The 16,917-nt window shown below is 57.6% G+C and carries 9 protein-coding genes; 3 read left to right on the forward strand and 6 right to left on the reverse strand.

The window, feature by feature from the left end; all coding sequences use genetic code 11:
* Positions 1 to 16 precede the first annotated feature (16 nt).
* A complete protein-coding gene (locus H035_RS0114835; protein ID WP_022949755.1) occupies positions 17 to 1,588 on the forward strand; it encodes an FAD-dependent oxidoreductase in 1,572 nt (523 codons plus the stop codon).
* Positions 1,589 to 2,025: 437 nt separating this feature from the next.
* Positions 2,026 to 2,244, forward strand: a complete 219-nt coding sequence (locus H035_RS0114840) for a hypothetical protein (protein WP_026596663.1) — start codon at positions 2,026 to 2,028, stop codon at positions 2,242 to 2,244.
* A gap of 38 nt (positions 2,245 to 2,282) precedes the next feature.
* Here the strand turns inward: H035_RS0114840 and H035_RS21515 are convergent.
* A protein-coding gene (locus tag H035_RS21515; RefSeq protein ID WP_152486081.1) for an IS5 family transposase occupies positions 2,283 to 3,075 on the reverse strand; the annotation gives its coding sequence in 2 pieces (ribosomal slippage) (positions 2,283 to 2,805 and positions 2,804 to 3,075; 795 coding nt in all).
* A gap of 133 nt (positions 3,076 to 3,208) precedes the next feature.
* Here H035_RS21515 and H035_RS0114855 point away from each other — a divergent pair.
* Positions 3,209 to 4,561 (forward strand): IS701 family transposase, encoded by a 1,353-nt coding sequence (locus tag H035_RS0114855; RefSeq protein ID WP_026596441.1) that lies wholly within the window; start codon positions 3,209 to 3,211, stop codon positions 4,559 to 4,561.
* 278 nt (positions 4,562 to 4,839) lie between these two features.
* Here H035_RS0114855 and H035_RS20035 read toward each other — a convergent pair whose 3' ends face one another.
* The 5 genes from H035_RS20035 to H035_RS20045 all read right to left on the reverse strand — a co-directional run bounded on the left by H035_RS20035 (position 4,840) and on the right by H035_RS20045 (position 16,682).
* Entirely contained in the window at positions 4,840 to 5,106 is a 267-nt protein-coding gene (locus H035_RS20035) for a type II toxin-antitoxin system YafQ family toxin (protein ID WP_022949757.1), read from the reverse strand.
* Positions 5,093 to 5,359 (reverse strand): type II toxin-antitoxin system RelB/DinJ family antitoxin, encoded by a 267-nt coding sequence (locus tag H035_RS0114865; protein WP_022949758.1) that lies wholly within the window; start codon positions 5,357 to 5,359, stop codon positions 5,093 to 5,095. The genes H035_RS20035 and H035_RS0114865 overlap by 14 nt, the downstream gene beginning before the upstream one ends.
* A gap of 123 nt (positions 5,360 to 5,482) precedes the next feature.
* Positions 5,483 to 15,346, reverse strand: a complete 9,864-nt coding sequence (locus H035_RS20040; RefSeq protein WP_022949759.1) for a Tc toxin subunit A-related protein — start codon at positions 15,344 to 15,346, stop codon at positions 5,483 to 5,485.
* Between the two features lie 126 nt (positions 15,347 to 15,472).
* On the reverse strand, positions 15,473 to 16,096 hold the full coding sequence (locus H035_RS0114880; RefSeq protein ID WP_022949760.1) for a hypothetical protein: 624 nt from the start codon (positions 16,094 to 16,096) through the stop codon (positions 15,473 to 15,475).
* 100 nt (positions 16,097 to 16,196) lie between these two features.
* On the reverse strand, positions 16,197 to 16,682 hold the full coding sequence (locus tag H035_RS20045) for an REP-associated tyrosine transposase (RefSeq protein WP_022949761.1): 486 nt from the start codon (positions 16,680 to 16,682) through the stop codon (positions 16,197 to 16,199).
* Positions 16,683 to 16,917 lie beyond the last annotated feature (235 nt).

Here is a 16,917-nt window from a genome sequence, read left to right on the forward strand (position 1 = left end):
CCACAGGAAAATCCCGATGACCACGACGAAGTTCATCAATGTTCATGACGAGAAGCTAACCATCGAACAGTGGGGGAACCTCATTGAATCGCTGGACGGTAAAAATATGGACGCGGCAATATTCAACGTCGACGATAAGGACGATCGGGAATACGACGCTATCTTCTTGGGAGGCGGCGCCGGCGGCCGCTTCGGCTCGGCTTGTCTGCGCGCAATGGGGGGCCGGCAGCTCATCATCGATCGCTGGCCTTTCCTCGGAGGTTCCTGTCCGCACAATGCCTGTGTTCCTCATCACGTGTTCTCGGACTGCGCGTCGGAGCTCATGCTCCAGCGCACATTCAGCGGCACGCTGTGGTTTCCGAACATGGACGGCGTAGTCACATCGATCAAGGACGTGGTAGATCTGTTCCGTCGCGGTCGCACCGGTCCCCACGCTATGATGAATTATCAGAGCAAAGAACAGCTCGATCTCGAATATGTCCTCAACGCACCCGGCCGGATTGTCGACCGGCACACGGTGGAAGTGGCCGGTCGCAGGTTTACCGCCAAAAACCTCGTGCTTGGCCTCGGTGCCAGACCGCAGGCGCTGGACATTCCGGGAAGCGGTCTCAAGGGCGTCTACAGTAACGTCAGCTTGGTCGAAACCCTGGATTACGAGCCATCGGATACCATAGTGGTACTCGGAGGCGGTAAGACGGCAGTCGAGTACGGGTCGTTTTTCAGCGCTACCGGTCGGAGGACGATCCTGATCGTGCGCACCAAATGCCTGAAATTGATCCCCGATGCGGAAATCCGCACTTACGTTCTGGAGCGCATGAAGGAGCAAGGCGTCGAACTCTGGGAGGGTTCGGAGGCCCTACGCATCGAGGACGACGGAAAAGACGGGGTCGAGGCCGTGATTGTGCGAACACCCGATGGCGAAAAGAGGATCGAAACTAATTTCGTCTTCACGGCATTGGGCGAAGTCCCCAATTCGGAAATGCCGGCAAGAGCGCTAAGCGTCAAGGTGGGCCCGAGCAATGAGATTCTCGTTAATTCGCAATTGCAAACCTCGGTGCCGAACGTTTATGCGATCGGCGATCTGATCGGTGCACCCATGGAAATGTTCAAGGCGCGCAAGAGCGGGATGTATGCGGCCCGCAATATCATGGGTGTTGAAGCACATTACGAGCCGAAGGATTTTCCCGATTTTCTCCACACCCATTACGAGGTCAGTTGGTTGGGGCTGAGCGAGGCTGAGGCCCGCGCCAGATATAAAAATGTTGTCATCATCAAAATACCACCCAACAGCCCCGATGGATTGAACGCCGCCTTACCGGCTTCCGACCGCACCATGCTGTACGCCATGGCGAAACCCCACATGTCCGGCTATCAAAAGCTCGTCATCGACGGAGACTCGCGTCGTGTGCTGGGCGCCCACCATGTAGGCTATGGCGCGAAGGATGCGTTCCAGTACCTAAACGTGTTGGTGAAGCAGGGCCTCACAGTAGACGATTTGGGCGAGATGGACGAACTATTCCTAAATCCGACCTATTACATACAGCTTTCCCGCCTGCGATCAGGCTGCCAGCATTTAGCAGATCTTTGAGCCCCCCGTGGTGGCGATGCTGCGCAACAGCGTGCCTAAAACAACCGACTGTTCCGGACCATATGAAGAAGCTGAAAAATCCGCAGAACAGCTTTTCGTTACTGTGACTTGAGTTTCAGGGGTGCTGCTTAAACTTTAACCTCTAGGTGTCCACATCGGACAACCTTAGAGTCCGTGGGAGCCCTAAACTCGCCGCGTGCGCACCCTGGCCCGTTTCCTGCTATCCGGCACATGCCATCTTTATGTCTGCCGCCCCGCTTGTCAGAAAAAAGCGGCGACTTGCACGGACCTGACAAGATTGGTCGAAGAGCCGGCCCTCCCGGAGAGGAATCCGCGTGGTCCGCTATCGATAGAATAAGAAAATGCCGCGCTCGAACAAGGCCCTTGCATTCTTTTCGGGTAAAATGGCGGAAGAGAAATTATTGGCTTTTGGAAAGATGTCCCAGAATGTTGAAAACTTGATCCTCGAGCATCTCCGTCACATTCGCTCCGATCTCGACGGTATGAAAGAAGACTTGCGGGAGATCAAATCAAGGTTGACCAGTCTGGAATCAGCGATGGCCGGCCTGAAGCGGGACAATGCGGGTCTCTATGGAGACATGGCCGAACGGGTAGAGCGGATCGAACGCCAACTCGATCTTCAAGACGAAACCTGAATCAATCCGGCATCCGACAATCGCCGCTAAGAGCCTGTTCATGATCTTTTTAACAATAGTGCCAGAAAAGCTAAATTAATAAACTGCAAGCTGGTATTGAGTTTGCGTTCGCAGTTCTTCCACAGACGCCGGCATTTTTCCAACCAAGCAAAAGATCGCTCCACCACCCAGCGCTGTGGCATCACCGCAAAGGTGTGCAACTCACGTCGCTTAGCTACCTGCACCGTCGCACCCAGCCTCTCCTCGATAGCTTTTGCAAACGGCTTTCCGGTATAACCACCGTCCACCAGGACACTATGCACTCGATCCAGGCTCGATGCATTCCGCTTTAGGGCCTCGAGCGCTCCCTGACGATCCGTCACATTGGCCGTCGTCACCGCGATGGCATGCGGTAGCCCCTGGGTATCCACCGCAATATGGCGTTTGATCCCCGAGATTTTCTTGCCTCCATCGTAGCCTTTGTGCCGTGCGCTATCGGTGTGCTTCACGCTTTGCGCGTCGATGATCAAAAAGCGCGTTGAGGCGTTGCGTCCCTGGTGGGTCCGGACCTCGCCAACCCGTTTTTTTTAAAGCCTGCTCCAGCAGGCTCGGCCCCCCATCTTCGGGCTTCTCACTCCATTGCTGAAAGTAGGAATGCACCGTGCGCCACTTCGGAAAATCATTCGGGAGCATCCGCCACTGGCAGCCACTCTTGAGCAAGTACAGCACCGCACAAAACACCTCGTACAGATCCACCCTGCGGGGCTTGGTCTTCTTGCGGGCACTCTCCAGCAGTGGCCGGATTTTCTCAAACTGTTCTCGACTGATATCGCTTGCGTATTGCTTTCTCATAACCTGAATTATCCAGGTTATGAGAGATTATGAACAGGTCCTGAGCTCGACTTTCCCCATTTGAGGGGTTGTATAAGGGCCGGGAGATAACCACCTATGAAGAATCATCTTCGACCAAAAAGAGGTTCTTCAGATGGGCGGATTACCTCCCGACGTCTTGTCGATTATAAAGGTGTTTGCACCGCTGTTCAGCAAAAGGGTATGGCAACGGGCGCAAGTGTTACTGATAGGTGCGATCCTCACGCCTGGTCGACGCACGGTGGCGGCAGTGCTTCGGGTGATGGGGCTCGGCGAGGAGCGACGGTTCAAGAACTACCATCGGGTGCTCAGCCGGGCGCGGTGGTCTGGGCTGGCCAGCAGTCGCCTGTTGTTGGGGCTGTTAATCCAGGCGTTTGCCTGGCAGGGACCCTTGGTGATGGGATTGGATGACACGATTGAGCGACGGTGGGGGCGCAAGATTGGTGCTCGGGGGATCTACCGGGACCCGGTCCGCTCCAGCCGGGGGCATTTTGTGAAAGCCAGCGGCCTGCGCTGGTTGAGCCTGATGCTGTTGGTGCCGATCCCTTGGGCCCATCGGGTTTGGGCGCTTCCTTTTCTGACCTCGCTATGCCCCTCGGAGCGCTACTATCGGCGCTATCGGCGTGCGCATCGATCCTTGACCGAGCGGGCCCGGCAGCTCTTGCGGATGGTCCGGCGCTGGTTGCCCACCCGCTCGATCGTGGTGGTCGCCGATCAGAGCTTTGCGGCCTTGGATCTTTTGGCGGCCGTCACTGGGGACCGGTTCAGTGTCGTGACCCGGCTGCGGTTGGATGCGGCGTTGTACGAACCGGCCCCGCCGCCGCGACCGGGCCGCTCTGGACGACCGCGCAAAAAGGGGAAACGGCTCTCCACGCTGGCGCAAGTGGCCGCCGACCCGGCGACCCGTTGGCAACGCTTGACCGTTGCGCGGTGGTATGGCGAATCCGACCGCCCGGTGGAAATCGCCTCGGGCACGGCGGTGTGGTACCACGCGGGCAAACCGCCCGTACCGCTCCGTTGGGTGCTGATCCGCGATCCGCTCCAGCGCTTCCAGGCCCAAGCGCTGTTGTGCACGGATCCGAAGGCCGCGCCGACAGAGATCGTCCAGTGGTTTATCCGCCGTTGGCAGGTCGAGGTCACCTTCGAAGAAACCCGTGCCCACTTGGGACTGGAAACGCAGCGCCAATGGTCAAGGCGGGCGATCGCCCGGACCACGCCCATCCTGCTCGGCTTGTTCTCCCTGGTCACCCTCATGGCCGATCGGCTGGTCGCCAACCAGGCGATGCCGGTGCGTACCGCTGCCTGGTATCGCAAAACTCACCCGACCTTTATCGATGCGTTGGCCTTGGTACGCCGTCACCTGTGGAGTGCACACCTTTTTTCCAGGTCGCCGCCAGCCACCGACGTGGAAAAAAATCCCAACCCATTACTGACCCGCTGTATCGAGATAATGTGCTATGCCGCATAATGGGGAAAGTCGAGCTAAGGAGAGTCATGCCGACTTTGAGTTCCATGCTTTAGCCGATTTTCGCAACCACGGATTAACGATCCGTGATTATGTATAAATTTATTGATTTGATTTGGAAAGAATGGAGGCTGCGGTCGGAATCGAACCGGCGTACACGGCTTTGCAGTCCATTTAAACCCTTGGATTCATGGGCTTTCCATAGGCGAGACACAATAAATGCCACACATCTCAAGATGAGAAAAGAGAACGTTCTGCGCCAACTTTAGCCAAATAGCTCGCTATGTGAGCCCAGGCTGGGCCAATCGAAGAAGGTTGGTATCCGACTTACGATAAATCAGTAGCAGATCGGGTTTGATGTGACACTCCCGATAACCCTCCCAATTACCGCCGTGATCATGGTCGCGAAAACGATCCTCCAATGGTTGATCGGTCGCCAACGCCAGGAGTACAAGTTCAAGGTCGTGATCCAGCGTCTTTCGATACTTCCCTTTACTTTCACGCTTGTAGTCTCGCTTGAAAGCAGTCGAGCGTTCAATCACCCGCATGCAGATCCGCCATCAGATCATCGATGCTCTCGAACCGCTTACCATTTCCGGTCTCCAGTTCGGACAAGGCCTTTTTTGTTTTGGCATTCGGAACCTTGATTTCAAACGGCAGGCGGCGTTCATCGGCCACGCGAAGCATCAACAGTCGGATGGCGTCCGAGACGGTCAAACCCATTGCTTCAAGGGCGGCAGCGGCACGCTCTTTAGTTTCGACATCGATGCGTGCACGAACGTAAGTATTGACGGTCTTCATGAGGACACTTCCAGTACAATTGATGATGGCAGCTCGATTGTAGTCATGACAAGACTACACGGCAAATTTTATGTTCCCCCTTTTTCTTAAGATAGGGTGATATGAGAAGACGTCAGTATGTAGTCAGGTAACTCTTACTTCATATCGTATAAACAGAAAGATGTCCTCTATCATTTCCGGGTTTAACTGCGGCTGACCATCCACATCAATTGCAATATCCTCCGGCACGTCCGAGCGATTGATAGCTAGCATCCAATCTCCCATTAGGGAGCCTGACAACCCTACCGATGATTCCGAAGACGGGAAAGCCGCCGTCGGCAAGTTTCCCAGATCCTTTCGCGAAGCGATGCTGGAATCGTGCGAGGAGCCATTCTTCACAAGCGTAACCGGCATTTCTGCTTCTGCGAACGTTGAATAGTTGTTGATCGATCTGGGCTTAACCACTACCAAAATTTGCGGCGATACATCCTGAGCGAGCACAAATTCCATTCCGAGGAGAAAATGCGGAAAGTGCTTTTCCTCGACAGTCAGCAGGGTTTCATGCGCTGTATCGTCTGCTTTCGGGTGAAGGAACTGGTGGAACTGAGAAGAGAATTCCTGCCGAAGACTGAACATTCGGAATAGCCCGCGCCCCGATGCCGACAGGTCTTCGAGCCAACGGTTGAGGGCTTCCGTGAGGGAGGCGTTCACCAGTCCCGCGAAACCGGCGCCCCCGTCCCTGGCCGTGTAGTGGACGTGGAGGATGACATCCGAGATCGTGTCGTAGTCGAATTGGCGAAACTCCTGGGGCAATTCGAGACGCCAATTGCCGATGACCCCTGCGCCTTCAAAGGGTAGATAGCGCTCGTCGCGGAAGTTGAGTTCGAACAGGCCGCTGTCTTCCCGGGCACTGCTCGTCGCAATTGATTGAATACCGCCCAGATTATAGATAAAGCGGTCGTCATTCGTATCCCCGGTCCAGGCATAAGAGGGGGCGGTATTCGTATTCTTGCGGATGCGGTTGCTCTGTAGCGTAACGGTGCAACTGACGTTCGTATACGGTCCGGTCACCGAGGGGAGCGTGAGGCTCACCGACTTGATGCGTCGCATGTAGTGGCCGGGGTAATCCAGGTCGAAGATCACCTCGGGGAGGTGGAAGAAGCATTCGCCGGTCTCTCGCAGCCTGACCAGCGCCTCCGGCTGCAGCAAGACGAGCGAGACGTGCTTGGTGAGCTCGTACTCACGCTTGTTCTGCTCCAGGTAGGCTACATCCATGCGCTTGAGGTCGTGGTGGAGTTTTTCACCGGCGAGCAACCCCTTCTTCAGGCTGTCCCAGTAGCCGAACTGGATGAAATTCGAGTCCGTCAGCCCCAGCTCGTGACGGTACGCCCGTTCCGCCCGCTTGGCGAGGTCGTAGGCCAACTGGTAGCTCTGAAAGTAGAGGGCCGAAAGCTGCGACACCATCCAGCCATAGAGTTCTCGATTGGTGAATTTCTGACGCATGTAGGTGTCGACTTCCTGCGCGTTCTCGGTCTGGAGATCATGGTTTTCAAGCTCCTTTTCGGAGATAGCAAGACGAATCTCGGCGGCGGCGATTTGCTTGTCGATCTGCTCCAACTCCTTATTGGCCAAACTTTCTTGTAATTTCCAATCATCCCACCGACGATCATACCCACCTTTTATTGATGCCATTGTGGCATCGTGCGTATATTGTCGTGCAATCATCTCCAAGACTCCGGCGGCACTCTGGAGTGCGCTGCCAAGATTGTTGCCACCAAAAGAAGCTTTCACCACAGGAGTTGCCGCCCATCCTGCGGTACCCACATCAAAATTGGGCACTGTATGTGCAGCTGCAACTGAAGTTTGAATTCCCTGTGCTATCTCACTGAACACGTGCGCAGTTCCTAAGCTATCCATATGAACTTGTTCATGCTCATTGATTCGCTCAATATCTCTGTAGTAGTTGCGACGTGCTTTGGTAATCTCCTTAGATTTTTGCAACCCCTTCAGAGCCTCGGTTGCTTCCTCAATCTGCTGCTCTTTGATCTGTCGGACGCTATCAAGCAGCTTGAGTTCGTGCTTCGAGCGCATCAGCGCCAGTTCCTCGGCGTCTTTTTTCTCGAGAGCCGAGAGCAGAGCGCCACCCAAGGCGCGGACGTCACCGCATAGTTCGACCGCTTTCTGCAGCATCACCTGGAAGCGGTAATGGGGCAGCGGTGCATTTACATCGCTGAGGACGCTGCTGAGATCGACGCCCGCAGCGGCGGCTCGGACGAGCATACCGGGCTCGATGGGCGGTTCGAACAACGGCAGCTGGCGTACCACGCCTTCGATGTTCATGCAGTGGCGGATCTTGAAGAGGCGATCCGTGACCGTGTCCCAGTATCCGAGCAGCTTCTCGTTCGGCGGAACGCAGAAGTAGAGCGTCCTGAGCCTCGGCATCCCGTCGCTGCCGCCGGCAGTTGACAGTTCCCCATCTATAGAGGGAGCGATAGCGTTCTCAATCTCGACAAGGGCGTTACTAAATGCACCCAGATTCTCGTTTTTTAGTTGATTATAGGTTCTGTCCCGCACCCGCTGGGCCGGGAGCTGGACGGGGCGATCGCCAAGGATCTGAGCGGCGAGGATGTAGAGCTGCGTGGCTTCATTGATCGACTCGATCGTGTCGCGGCGGAAGAGTTGGTCTCCCCAGGCGATCAGGTTGTCGAGGTATTTCATCACCACCGCCCACTGGTAGGGCGAGGTGCGCAGCCGGGCAATCAGGTGCGGATTGAACGGTTTGTCACGCCACTCGTCGATCTGGTTTTCGAAATCCCGCTTGAGCTCGCGCAGCTCGGAATCGGAACCGTCGTAGTGGAGAAGGTCGAGCAGGAACCGGATCGAGTAGGGTCGTCCTTCCTCATCCGTCCGTTCGTTCTGGAAGAATGGTTTAACCTTCCAGAAACGTGCCGGCGATCGGCGGTCACTTGCATCGAGCGATGGGTCCTCTCCGATCGTGGGGTCGAAGATGTAGTGGAACCACTGCATCGCCTCTTCGAACCGCTGGTTCTTGCTGAGGCGGTCGGCGATAAGGAGCGGCGCGTGGAAGAAGAGCTCCCAGTTGTAAAGGGAGTAGGAGCCGCGATAGGAAAAGTCTATGTCGTCCTTGGGATATGGACGGAGAACGGTGAGATACTCTGGAGCGTAGAGATTTTCGCTTTCGCGTTCAGGACGCTCGGGGCCGAAGTAGTAATCATGGATCAATTGCCGTCTCAGATCGGAAGATCCTCCATCCTTGGCCGGATTGAGGAGGCCGCTGATCCCATGCCGATTGAGCTCCTTGATGAACGTGCAGGTGAAGGGATGATAGGACGTGCTAAATTGATAACCCGAATATCGCGCAGTCTTACCTGATCCCAATGGAATTGTTATCCGCCCGGCTTCACCTTCGTACGTTCCCTTAAATGAAGACAGTTGGACTTCGACCGGTGTGACAAAGAATGTGCGGTTAGTATCCTCATAGAAGAAAGGTGATTGAGAGACAAACACCTGGAGGTGAGAAGGATAATACAATGTTAGTGAGGTGGGTGTGTTGCCCAATGTTGGAATTCTGTGCACTCCAGTGCCCAGGAAAGCTAAATCCTCGCCTGCATCCCCCTGGACCATTTCTAGATCGGTGTCTCCTCCGAGGCGGATGCCCATGTACTCGTATTCTGCCCCCATAGGCCGTAAAAATGGATCGTCAGTAAAGACTGTATTCTCCTCATACGAATGTACGTTTTTGTCACAGCCGGCTAGCACAAACTCGCCGATTCGATTATAGCTACTCCATCGGCCGCTTTCGTTGACATTTGATTGTCGGACCCTTACAAATAGCGATCCTTGCCAATCGATAGGTAGGAAGAAGTATTGCCGAAGATGTGCTTTCGCCAGTGTGTTCAATTGTGACGATGAGACTTTCTTCGCGGTCCACTTGTTGTGCTTGTTCTCGCTCCAAGCGATCTGAATGTTCCAATACTTAACCGGCGGCGATCCCGTTTCATCTTCGGTCACTTCGCCAGGCTCATCCGCCTTCTCCGTAAAGATCGGCCAGAAGAGGTAGAGCCGGCGGTTCCAGATGACGGGGATCAGGTGATCGCCCTGGATATCCACGTCCACCCGCTCCCAGGGCGTCCAATACGATTGGTCCATCCACCGGCGGTAATAATAGATATGGGGCGTGTTTCGAGTCCGGCCGAAGACGTGGAGGATATCGAGATCTTCTTCCTTCTGGTGGTACATCCCGGCCATCTCCAGCCGGGCGACCTCGTCGAGCTTCTCCAGATAGCCGAGAAAGGCGTCCTCGACCGTATCCTCGCGGATCTCGTTCTGCAATAGCGCATTCTCGAGGTCCTTGAAGAAGGGGCTTTTGTTGTCGCGCAGCTCGGGCTCGATCCAGTTTTCCGGGTACAGGAAGACCTTGCGGTTGGCCTCCCAGACCCGGTAGTTCTTCATCCAGGTCTTCCACTGCCGCGCATGCTTGAGCTCGATCTGGACCTCCGGCTCCAGGCTCATCAGCGAGCGCTGCACGAAGAGCTGCACGGAGCTGTTCGCCTGCTTGATGCGCGAGGTCATCATGCAGGGGTCCATCTCGACGTCGATGAGGTAATGACCAAAGAGGTCGTCAGCGTCTTCGAACGTCGTCGAATCACCTCCGTCGGGACCGTGGGCGACCAGGTATGCGACCAGAGCGTTACGCTGACGCTTACGCAGCTCGTCCTGCAGCGGCGCGGCGATGGTGTACCAGCGTTCCCGGCCGTGCTTCGCCTTGGCAGCCCGGCGGATACTGCGAGCGATCTCCGGCGTCAGGTCCGCCTGCCCCCACAGCGCGGCTTCGTCAGCCGATACGCCCAGACGCTTCAGCAGCCGGAACCACTTTGTGAGCCGCACCAGCAACCGCTCGTCCCTGTAGTCGTTCGGGAAGGCGGCGCCGAGCAGACCGGTTGCGGTAGGGTCGACCGTCTCGCCGAGGAACGTTTCGAGGTCGGATTTCGACCAGTCCGTCCACGCAACGAGGGTTTCGATATATGTCTGCTTGCTCGGCGTGTCGGCGTGCACTTCCGCGAAAAGGTCCTCCAGAACCTTCTCGCCGAGTGGAAGATCGTTGCGGAGGTCGGCGAGGTCGGCAAGCCGTTCCCACGCGGCAAAGAGGGAGGCAGCCGAGTCGGTGGGCGCCAGCGGCAGCGCGTTCAGGTCCAGCCAACCTACGTCCGGCTCGTACTCGAAGAGCCAGGAGAGCTGGGGCCGCGTGAAATCGAGCCGGTTCGCTACCAGGGCGGCCTTATGCAGCCTGGTATAGGTCTGGAAAACCTCGGAGAAGGTCTCTCGGGTGAGCGTCAGGTGGGGGCTGCTCTCGCTGAACACCGGCGCGGTGGGTTCCGTACGACAGTCTTCCCGGTAATCCAGGAAGGCGCAGGCAGCAGGCTTCATCGAGTCGGACGGGAGCGTGATCCACCGGGTCAACAGCGGCTGCATCACCTCCATCTCCAGCCCTAGCGCATCTCCGAGCCGCTGCACAACCAGGCGCTCGCTCAGCCGATCCCTGAGATACGGTACGAGCTTTTCTAGCACGAGGGCAAAGCGAACGTTGCTAACTTCGTCCGGTGTCGTCCCCGCCGGAGCGTCAAAAAGTGTCGCGATGTCCGCTGCCGACAGGAACTCGTCCTCCGGCTCCGGAGCGAAAGAATCGGGCGCATCGAACAGGGTATTGATGGTGCTCTCGTAGACCGGATAATCCGGGGCTGTATGATCTGCCAGGTACAGGAGGGTCTTACGCTCGTTTACGGTCATCGCGCCGACGAACCTCAGTTCCTCCACGGCCCGATCGTAGTACACCCTGTCGTTGAGCTCCCTCGGAAAGGTCAGGCCGTGCGGCAGGACCGCTGGCGAGTCAGCCAGCGAGGCCGCGAGCGGGGCCGCGTAGTGCGGCGGTTCGAACGACCGCATATTGCGGGAGACGAAGGTCCTGGGAGTCTCGAACAGAGATTCCACCGCCGTTCGGTAGGCGCTGTCGCCCGACAGGTCCAACAAGGTGTCCCGCTCGGCGATGGTCATCGCGCCCTTGAATCGCAGCTCGCCTGTTCCTCCCGCGTTAGCGACGTAATAGACCGTTTCCCTGAGATTCGGCGGGAAGATCAGCCCCTCGGGCAAGGTCGTCAACGGGGCATTGTAGGTGACGGCGTCATTGAACGTGGCGATCACCTGCTCGATGAGCGCCTGATCCCAGTTCAGGAGCGCCAGCTTCGCCTGGAGCAGCTCTCCCGAGGGGTCCGTGGTCTCGGGACCGAAGGACTGCTCCTCCGCGACTGTCTGCAGTCCGGTGCGGATCTCCTCCAGTACCCGGCCGATCTCAGTGTCGGCGGGCGCGATCGGTGAAGGGAGCGGGAACCGGTGCCGGAGCAGGTAATCCAGTTCCGCCACCGAAAAGCCCGACGCCCGAATCTTTTCCACCTTCCGGGCAAAACGCCACGCCTGGGAGGTGTCCGCCGGATCGAACGGCTCGACATCCACGAGCTTGCGAGCCCTCAGAAAGTCTTCGATGGAAAGCCTCAGAGGCCGGGCGAACGATACGCACCGGTAGAGCACGGACAGGTTCTCGAGGTTCAGCGTGGTGTCGGTCAGCACCTGCTCGACCAGCAGCGACAGCTCCTTCTCCGTGATCTCCAGCGCCGCGAGGATGGTGGGCTTGTGATCCTCAACGGTGTCAGTGGTGGTGGCCAGCTCGTTGCCGGCGGCGTTCAGCTTGAAAGCGGGATCGACCGGATCTGAAACAGCCCGGTTGAGGAAGCGCTGCTCGTAAAGAGAGGGCTGGTCGCCGAAGCGTACCGTGTCGATGCCGCTCCACCAGCTCAGCATTTCGAGCACCGGAACCTTGAGCTTCTCGCGCAGCCGGACGACATAAGCGAGCTGGATCAGGAACTCGTCCGTCAATTCGTTGGGAGGCAGCGCACGCAGGGCGGCATTCAGCTCCCTGACCGGCCAGCCCAGCTTCCGCTGTAGCCGGACGAACCGTTGGATTCGCTCTAGCACCTCAGCCGCTGCTGCGTTCTCGGCGGGCAGAGTGAGCGTGGCTTTCGTGAGGTCACAGCTCGCGATGAGCAGGGCCTCCTCTTCGGTTTCGGGCACCGGAAACTCGACGGTGATCGCGCCGACGGGATTGATGTACTCAGCCGTCAGTAGTTCGGTCAGTTCGTTGAAGCTGAGCTCCGACCGCGCCATGAAGACCGGCACCCGGCGCAGCGCGTCGATCCAATCGAGGCTTACCATGTCCTCGGGGTTCTCGAGATCAGGCAGGACGTTATCCGTCTCCTCGAGACCCCAGCGCTCGTACGGCTCGCTAGCGTCAGAGCCGGTGACAAGTTCCCGTTCGCGCGTCGTCAGGCCCAGCCGCTCCCTCGACACGTGCAGCGGTCCCGGAGGAGCCCCGCCACCGAGCACCTCCATCAGCTCGTAGCGCGGGACGCCGAGGTGATTCAGGAAGATGCGGGCCTCCTCCGTCCACAGGTCGAATGGCAGGTTCCATGGATAGACCGCCTCGGCCAGCTTCTTGTAGGCAAGGCTATTAATATATTCCGGTTGCACTCGCAACTCTTCGGCCGTACCGCGGGTTTGCGGCGTACCGGCTGAGGCGATGATGCCCTCATCCCCGATATTGAGGATGTTGTACGAACGTTCTTCGTCAGTGATAGCCCATTCTCTGCCGGTAGATTTGATGATGACTTCGGGATTATCAGAGAGAGGGATGCCAATCTCGTTGAATTCGTCCCGAATCCGGGTCGGCATGGCGCCGCTATCCAGCTCACCGGCAAGACTTCGAATCACGGCAGGCGGCTCCTCGAAGTCGAAAAGCAACGGTGCCACTGCCCGTTCGAGGATTTCGTTTACCAGGTCGACATAAGGAAGAACCGTGTTGGTGTTCTTGCACGAAAGTTCAATTTTCCTGATATCCGGTCTGCGGTTGGTGAGAGCGCCGAGCGCCTCCACTTCGGCTTCCAGCCAATGCAAGAGATCCACCAGATACGCTGCCGGGCTGTAAACCGACCGGCAGTGCTCGCATTCGCAGAAGCTGAGAGAGCCGAAGAGCTCCGCCAGTTCCGGAATCTTTCCGCTCTCGGCTACCCGATCGGCCGTTACGGGCAGCGAGATCGGGTTGAACAGGCCTCCGTAACCGAGCATCAGGATCTGCGTCTCTGCGGTGATGTAGCCGGCCCTGCGGGCGATGGCTGTCGTGCGGCTCTCGCCGCCAAGTGCATCGCTATACTCCCGCAGCATCCGGGTTTCACCCACATCGCTGACCGCGTGTGCCGAATCGAGCCCGTTCTCCAGCAGAACCTGCATCGTCTCGAACCGATCGTGCTCCGGAGCTAGCTTGAAGACCCGCTGCACGCGCTTCAGCTCCCGCTTGAAAACCTCAGGGTCGTCGATGCCGTCAGGCGCGGGATGCTCCGCCATGTAGGCATTGATGTTCGTGCGGGCAAGGTCGAACTCCGGGGCCTCCAGCACAAAGCGGCTGATCTCCTGCTTGAGGGGCATCTCCAGTCCGCTGGCTCTCTCCAGCTTGTAGGCGACGGAGGCGGTCGGGAAGTTTGTCTCCACCCCCCGCGCCATGTGCAGGGCGTAGTTCCGGGCCTTCTCCTCTTCGTCCTCGCCCGGCGTGTCCGGCGGGAAGCCCGCTTCGGCGATATGCACTTGCCAGTCATTTACCGTCAAGCGTGCCAGGTGGCGCAGCTCAGTGATGCTGCCCTGCTGACGCTCTCGCTGGAAGCGCTGAACCAGCGGAGCGTGTCGGCTCAGCGCTCCGAGGCCGACGGTGAACTGGGCCGCGCGGACCGCCTCCTCGCTGAAATCGGTCTCTTCGCGCAGCTTGTCCCAGAAGTCAGCCTCGCGGTTGTTCTCGTAGCGGAGCGCGAAGCGGACGAACTGACGCTGCAGCTCCTTTGGGAGATCAGGCGCGGTGTTGAGAAGAACGCCGAGGGGCGGAGCGGCAGCTTCATCGTCCTGCTCAAAAGCGGCCTTCACCGCCAAATCCTGGAGCCGCTCCAGAATGCTGTCGACGTTGTTCTCCTGGCCGGGGATGATGTTCTGCCTGAGGGAGGCTACCAGGGCCTCGCGTAACCGCGAGAGCTTTTCGGCCAGCAGGCGGCGATCGTTCGCCGGAAGCCCCTGACGCAACAGGCCGTAGAACACCGCACGATCCACGTCGTGCTTCCGCCTCCACTGCGCATCCAGCCGGAGGAAGCGCAGATGCTCGGCCGGGATGCCGGTCTCGCCGGTGAGGAACTCCAGGTCTTTGTCGGTCAGGTCGGCGAGCGGCACGTCCTCGATGAGGGGAGCCAGCGCCTCCACGTAGCGCTCGTACTCCGATGGTCCCCGGTACCGGTCCGGTTGCAGCGTGAGGTCGATGGTCTGGACGGGTTCGGCATTGAAAATGACATCGGAGTCGCCGAGCTCGTTACCGTTCTCGTCCATCACCCGGATCACCAGATCGGCATGCTCCTTCTCGGCGCGGCGGAACTGGCTGCGGGAGTAGGTGATCTCGTAGAAGCCCTTGCTGTCGGTCTGCTTCTCGCCAAGCGGTTGCTCGTGCCGCATGTCGCGGTCGAAGGCGCGTACCTGCACGCCGGAAACAGGAAGTCCGCTGGCCGAAGTGATCGCGCCCCTCACGCGATATCCACCGCTTACCTCAGGCACATCGACTTTGATCGCAATCTGGTGGTCTTGGGGCTGCAGCGCGTTAATCGTACCACTGGAGGGAAGCACTTCGTTGCCGCGATAAACCTGAAAGAAGACCGCGACCGGCGGCTGGTTCGGCGACAGCATGCCGAGCGTATCTTCTGAAAACTCGAATTTGAACCGTCCCGCAGAGTCGCTGGTAGTACTCTGGTTGAGCACGACCTGCTGTTGGCGACGGTAGAACGCTTCTACCTTGAGGTTTGCAAGGAGTTGCCGGGTGCGGGCATGCAAAAGCTGCCCGTGAATCGTATAGGCCATGACGGACCTCCTTGAGTTGGCGGGTTTGGGCCGTTGCGATCGCTGAGGCGCGCCGATGTGGGATCAGAAGATCTCGGTTGTGCATTAGGCGTGGTTACTCAGAGACGCAAGCCGTGCGGTCATGAACTATTGCGCGTGATGAAACTCAATCTGCTCGACGACATGAAAGTCCTTGCAGTCGCCGTAATAGATTTCCTTGTCCCCGGCGTAAAAAGTCACCGGCAGGTTCCAGTAGCAGTGGAATTGAGTTTCTTCGGACTCACCGCTCCAATAGTCAATACGGATCGCATTCTTATCCTGAAAAGTAATTTTCTTAATCTGCTCCAGAGGTATATCGACTCTCGTACCTAACTGCGAGATGGTAAGTTTACTGTGCCCCATGGACATGCCCTTAATACGATCGAATGCGATACTCCCGGAGGATGTCTTCAAAGTTCCTATCCCCTGTTTTTGTGGTGTGGATTGCTGTGGAAGATTCCGGCTTCGACTGGACGACGTCTCACCCGTCGGTTCACCGGAACCTGAGTGAGCATCGGCCTTTGGCTCTGACGATAAGGTTGTGTCGGGGCCGGTAACAGGACTACTCATGTCAGTTGGGTGTGGGATATCCTGCTTGTCCGAGAAGAAACCCGCCTGTTGCAGCCCTACGAACAAGCCGGTAACCGCCGTGATGAGGCCGGCGATAGCGGTAAGTACGCCAGGAAGGGTATGCCACCAGCTTTGTTTGCTTGAACTGTTGTGTTCGCTCATGTGTTCAGCCCGCGCAGGTTGGGGTGACCAAAGCGAACCCCAACATATTAATGGCTCAGTCAAGCTCACCCGCATTAAAATCGGCCTCGGGCATACCTGCTCAGTCTAGCGGATAGATGCCGCGTTCCACTTCACGATGGAAGGTCGAATAAGGCCAATCCATCACCCGCTTGACGTACCCATGTTTCACCGGGTTGTAGTGGATGTAATCCTCATGCCGCCCGTAATCCCGCTCGTTGCGGATCAGGTGTTCCCAATAGCGGCGTTGCCAGATACCGCGTTCGCCTTTTGTCATCCGGCTTTGGTTACGCTGCTCACCTGCCGGTATCCGTCGCGAAAATCCTGTCTTGATCAACATCCACCGCGTGGGATGGTCGCAATCGCCCTCTGGCAGCGTCCACACAACGTGGAGGTGGTCGGGCAGGATCACCATAGCGTCGATATGGAAGGGATGCCTCGATTTGACCTCCCGTAATACATTTCGAAGTACGTCCACATGATCCACCAGCAAGGTTCGTTTCCGTTCGGCCAGATTGACAGTAAAGAAGTACGTCCCACCCGCCACATCCGCCCGCCGATAACGCATCGTTCGCCATTCCCATCGTTTACGTCACATCAAACCGTAGGTTGGGGTGACGAAGGAACCCCAACAATTCGGCTAGACCATCGCGCAATGGGTTCGAATCAACCGACATCAGGCACACGGGTTTGTGTCGCCATATCGTGATGCCACCCCCGTCTCCGTTGGGGTTCGTGCCTCACCCCAACCTACGCGGGCTCTTCATGGTACTTGACGAACATAACAGTATCTACGCAATGAG

It is taken from the genome of Methylohalobius crimeensis 10Ki, assembly GCF_000421465.1.
Taxonomy (GTDB): Bacteria; Pseudomonadota; Gammaproteobacteria; order Methylococcales; family Methylothermaceae; genus Methylohalobius; species Methylohalobius crimeensis.

Coding starts and splice junctions, on each gene's coding strand:
- H035_RS0114880 (WP_022949760.1), bottom strand. CDS start 16,096: ATGAGCGAACACAACAGTTCAAGCAAACAAAGCTGGTGGCATACCCTT.
- H035_RS20045 (WP_022949761.1), bottom strand. CDS start 16,682: ATGCGTTATCGGCGGGCGGATGTGGCGGGTGGGACGTACTTCTTTACT.
- H035_RS20040 (WP_022949759.1), bottom strand. CDS start 15,346: ATGGCCTATACGATTCACGGGCAGCTTTTGCATGCCCGCACCCGGCAA.
- H035_RS0114840 (WP_026596663.1), top strand. CDS start 2,026: ATGTCCCAGAATGTTGAAAACTTGATCCTCGAGCATCTCCGTCACATT.
- H035_RS20035 (WP_022949757.1), bottom strand. CDS start 5,106: ATGCGGGTGATTGAACGCTCGACTGCTTTCAAGCGAGACTACAAGCGT.
- H035_RS0114835 (WP_022949755.1), top strand. CDS start 17: ATGACCACGACGAAGTTCATCAATGTTCATGACGAGAAGCTAACCATC.
- H035_RS0114855 (WP_026596441.1), top strand. CDS start 3,209: ATGGGCGGATTACCTCCCGACGTCTTGTCGATTATAAAGGTGTTTGCA.
- H035_RS0114865 (WP_022949758.1), bottom strand. CDS start 5,359: ATGAAGACCGTCAATACTTACGTTCGTGCACGCATCGATGTCGAAACT.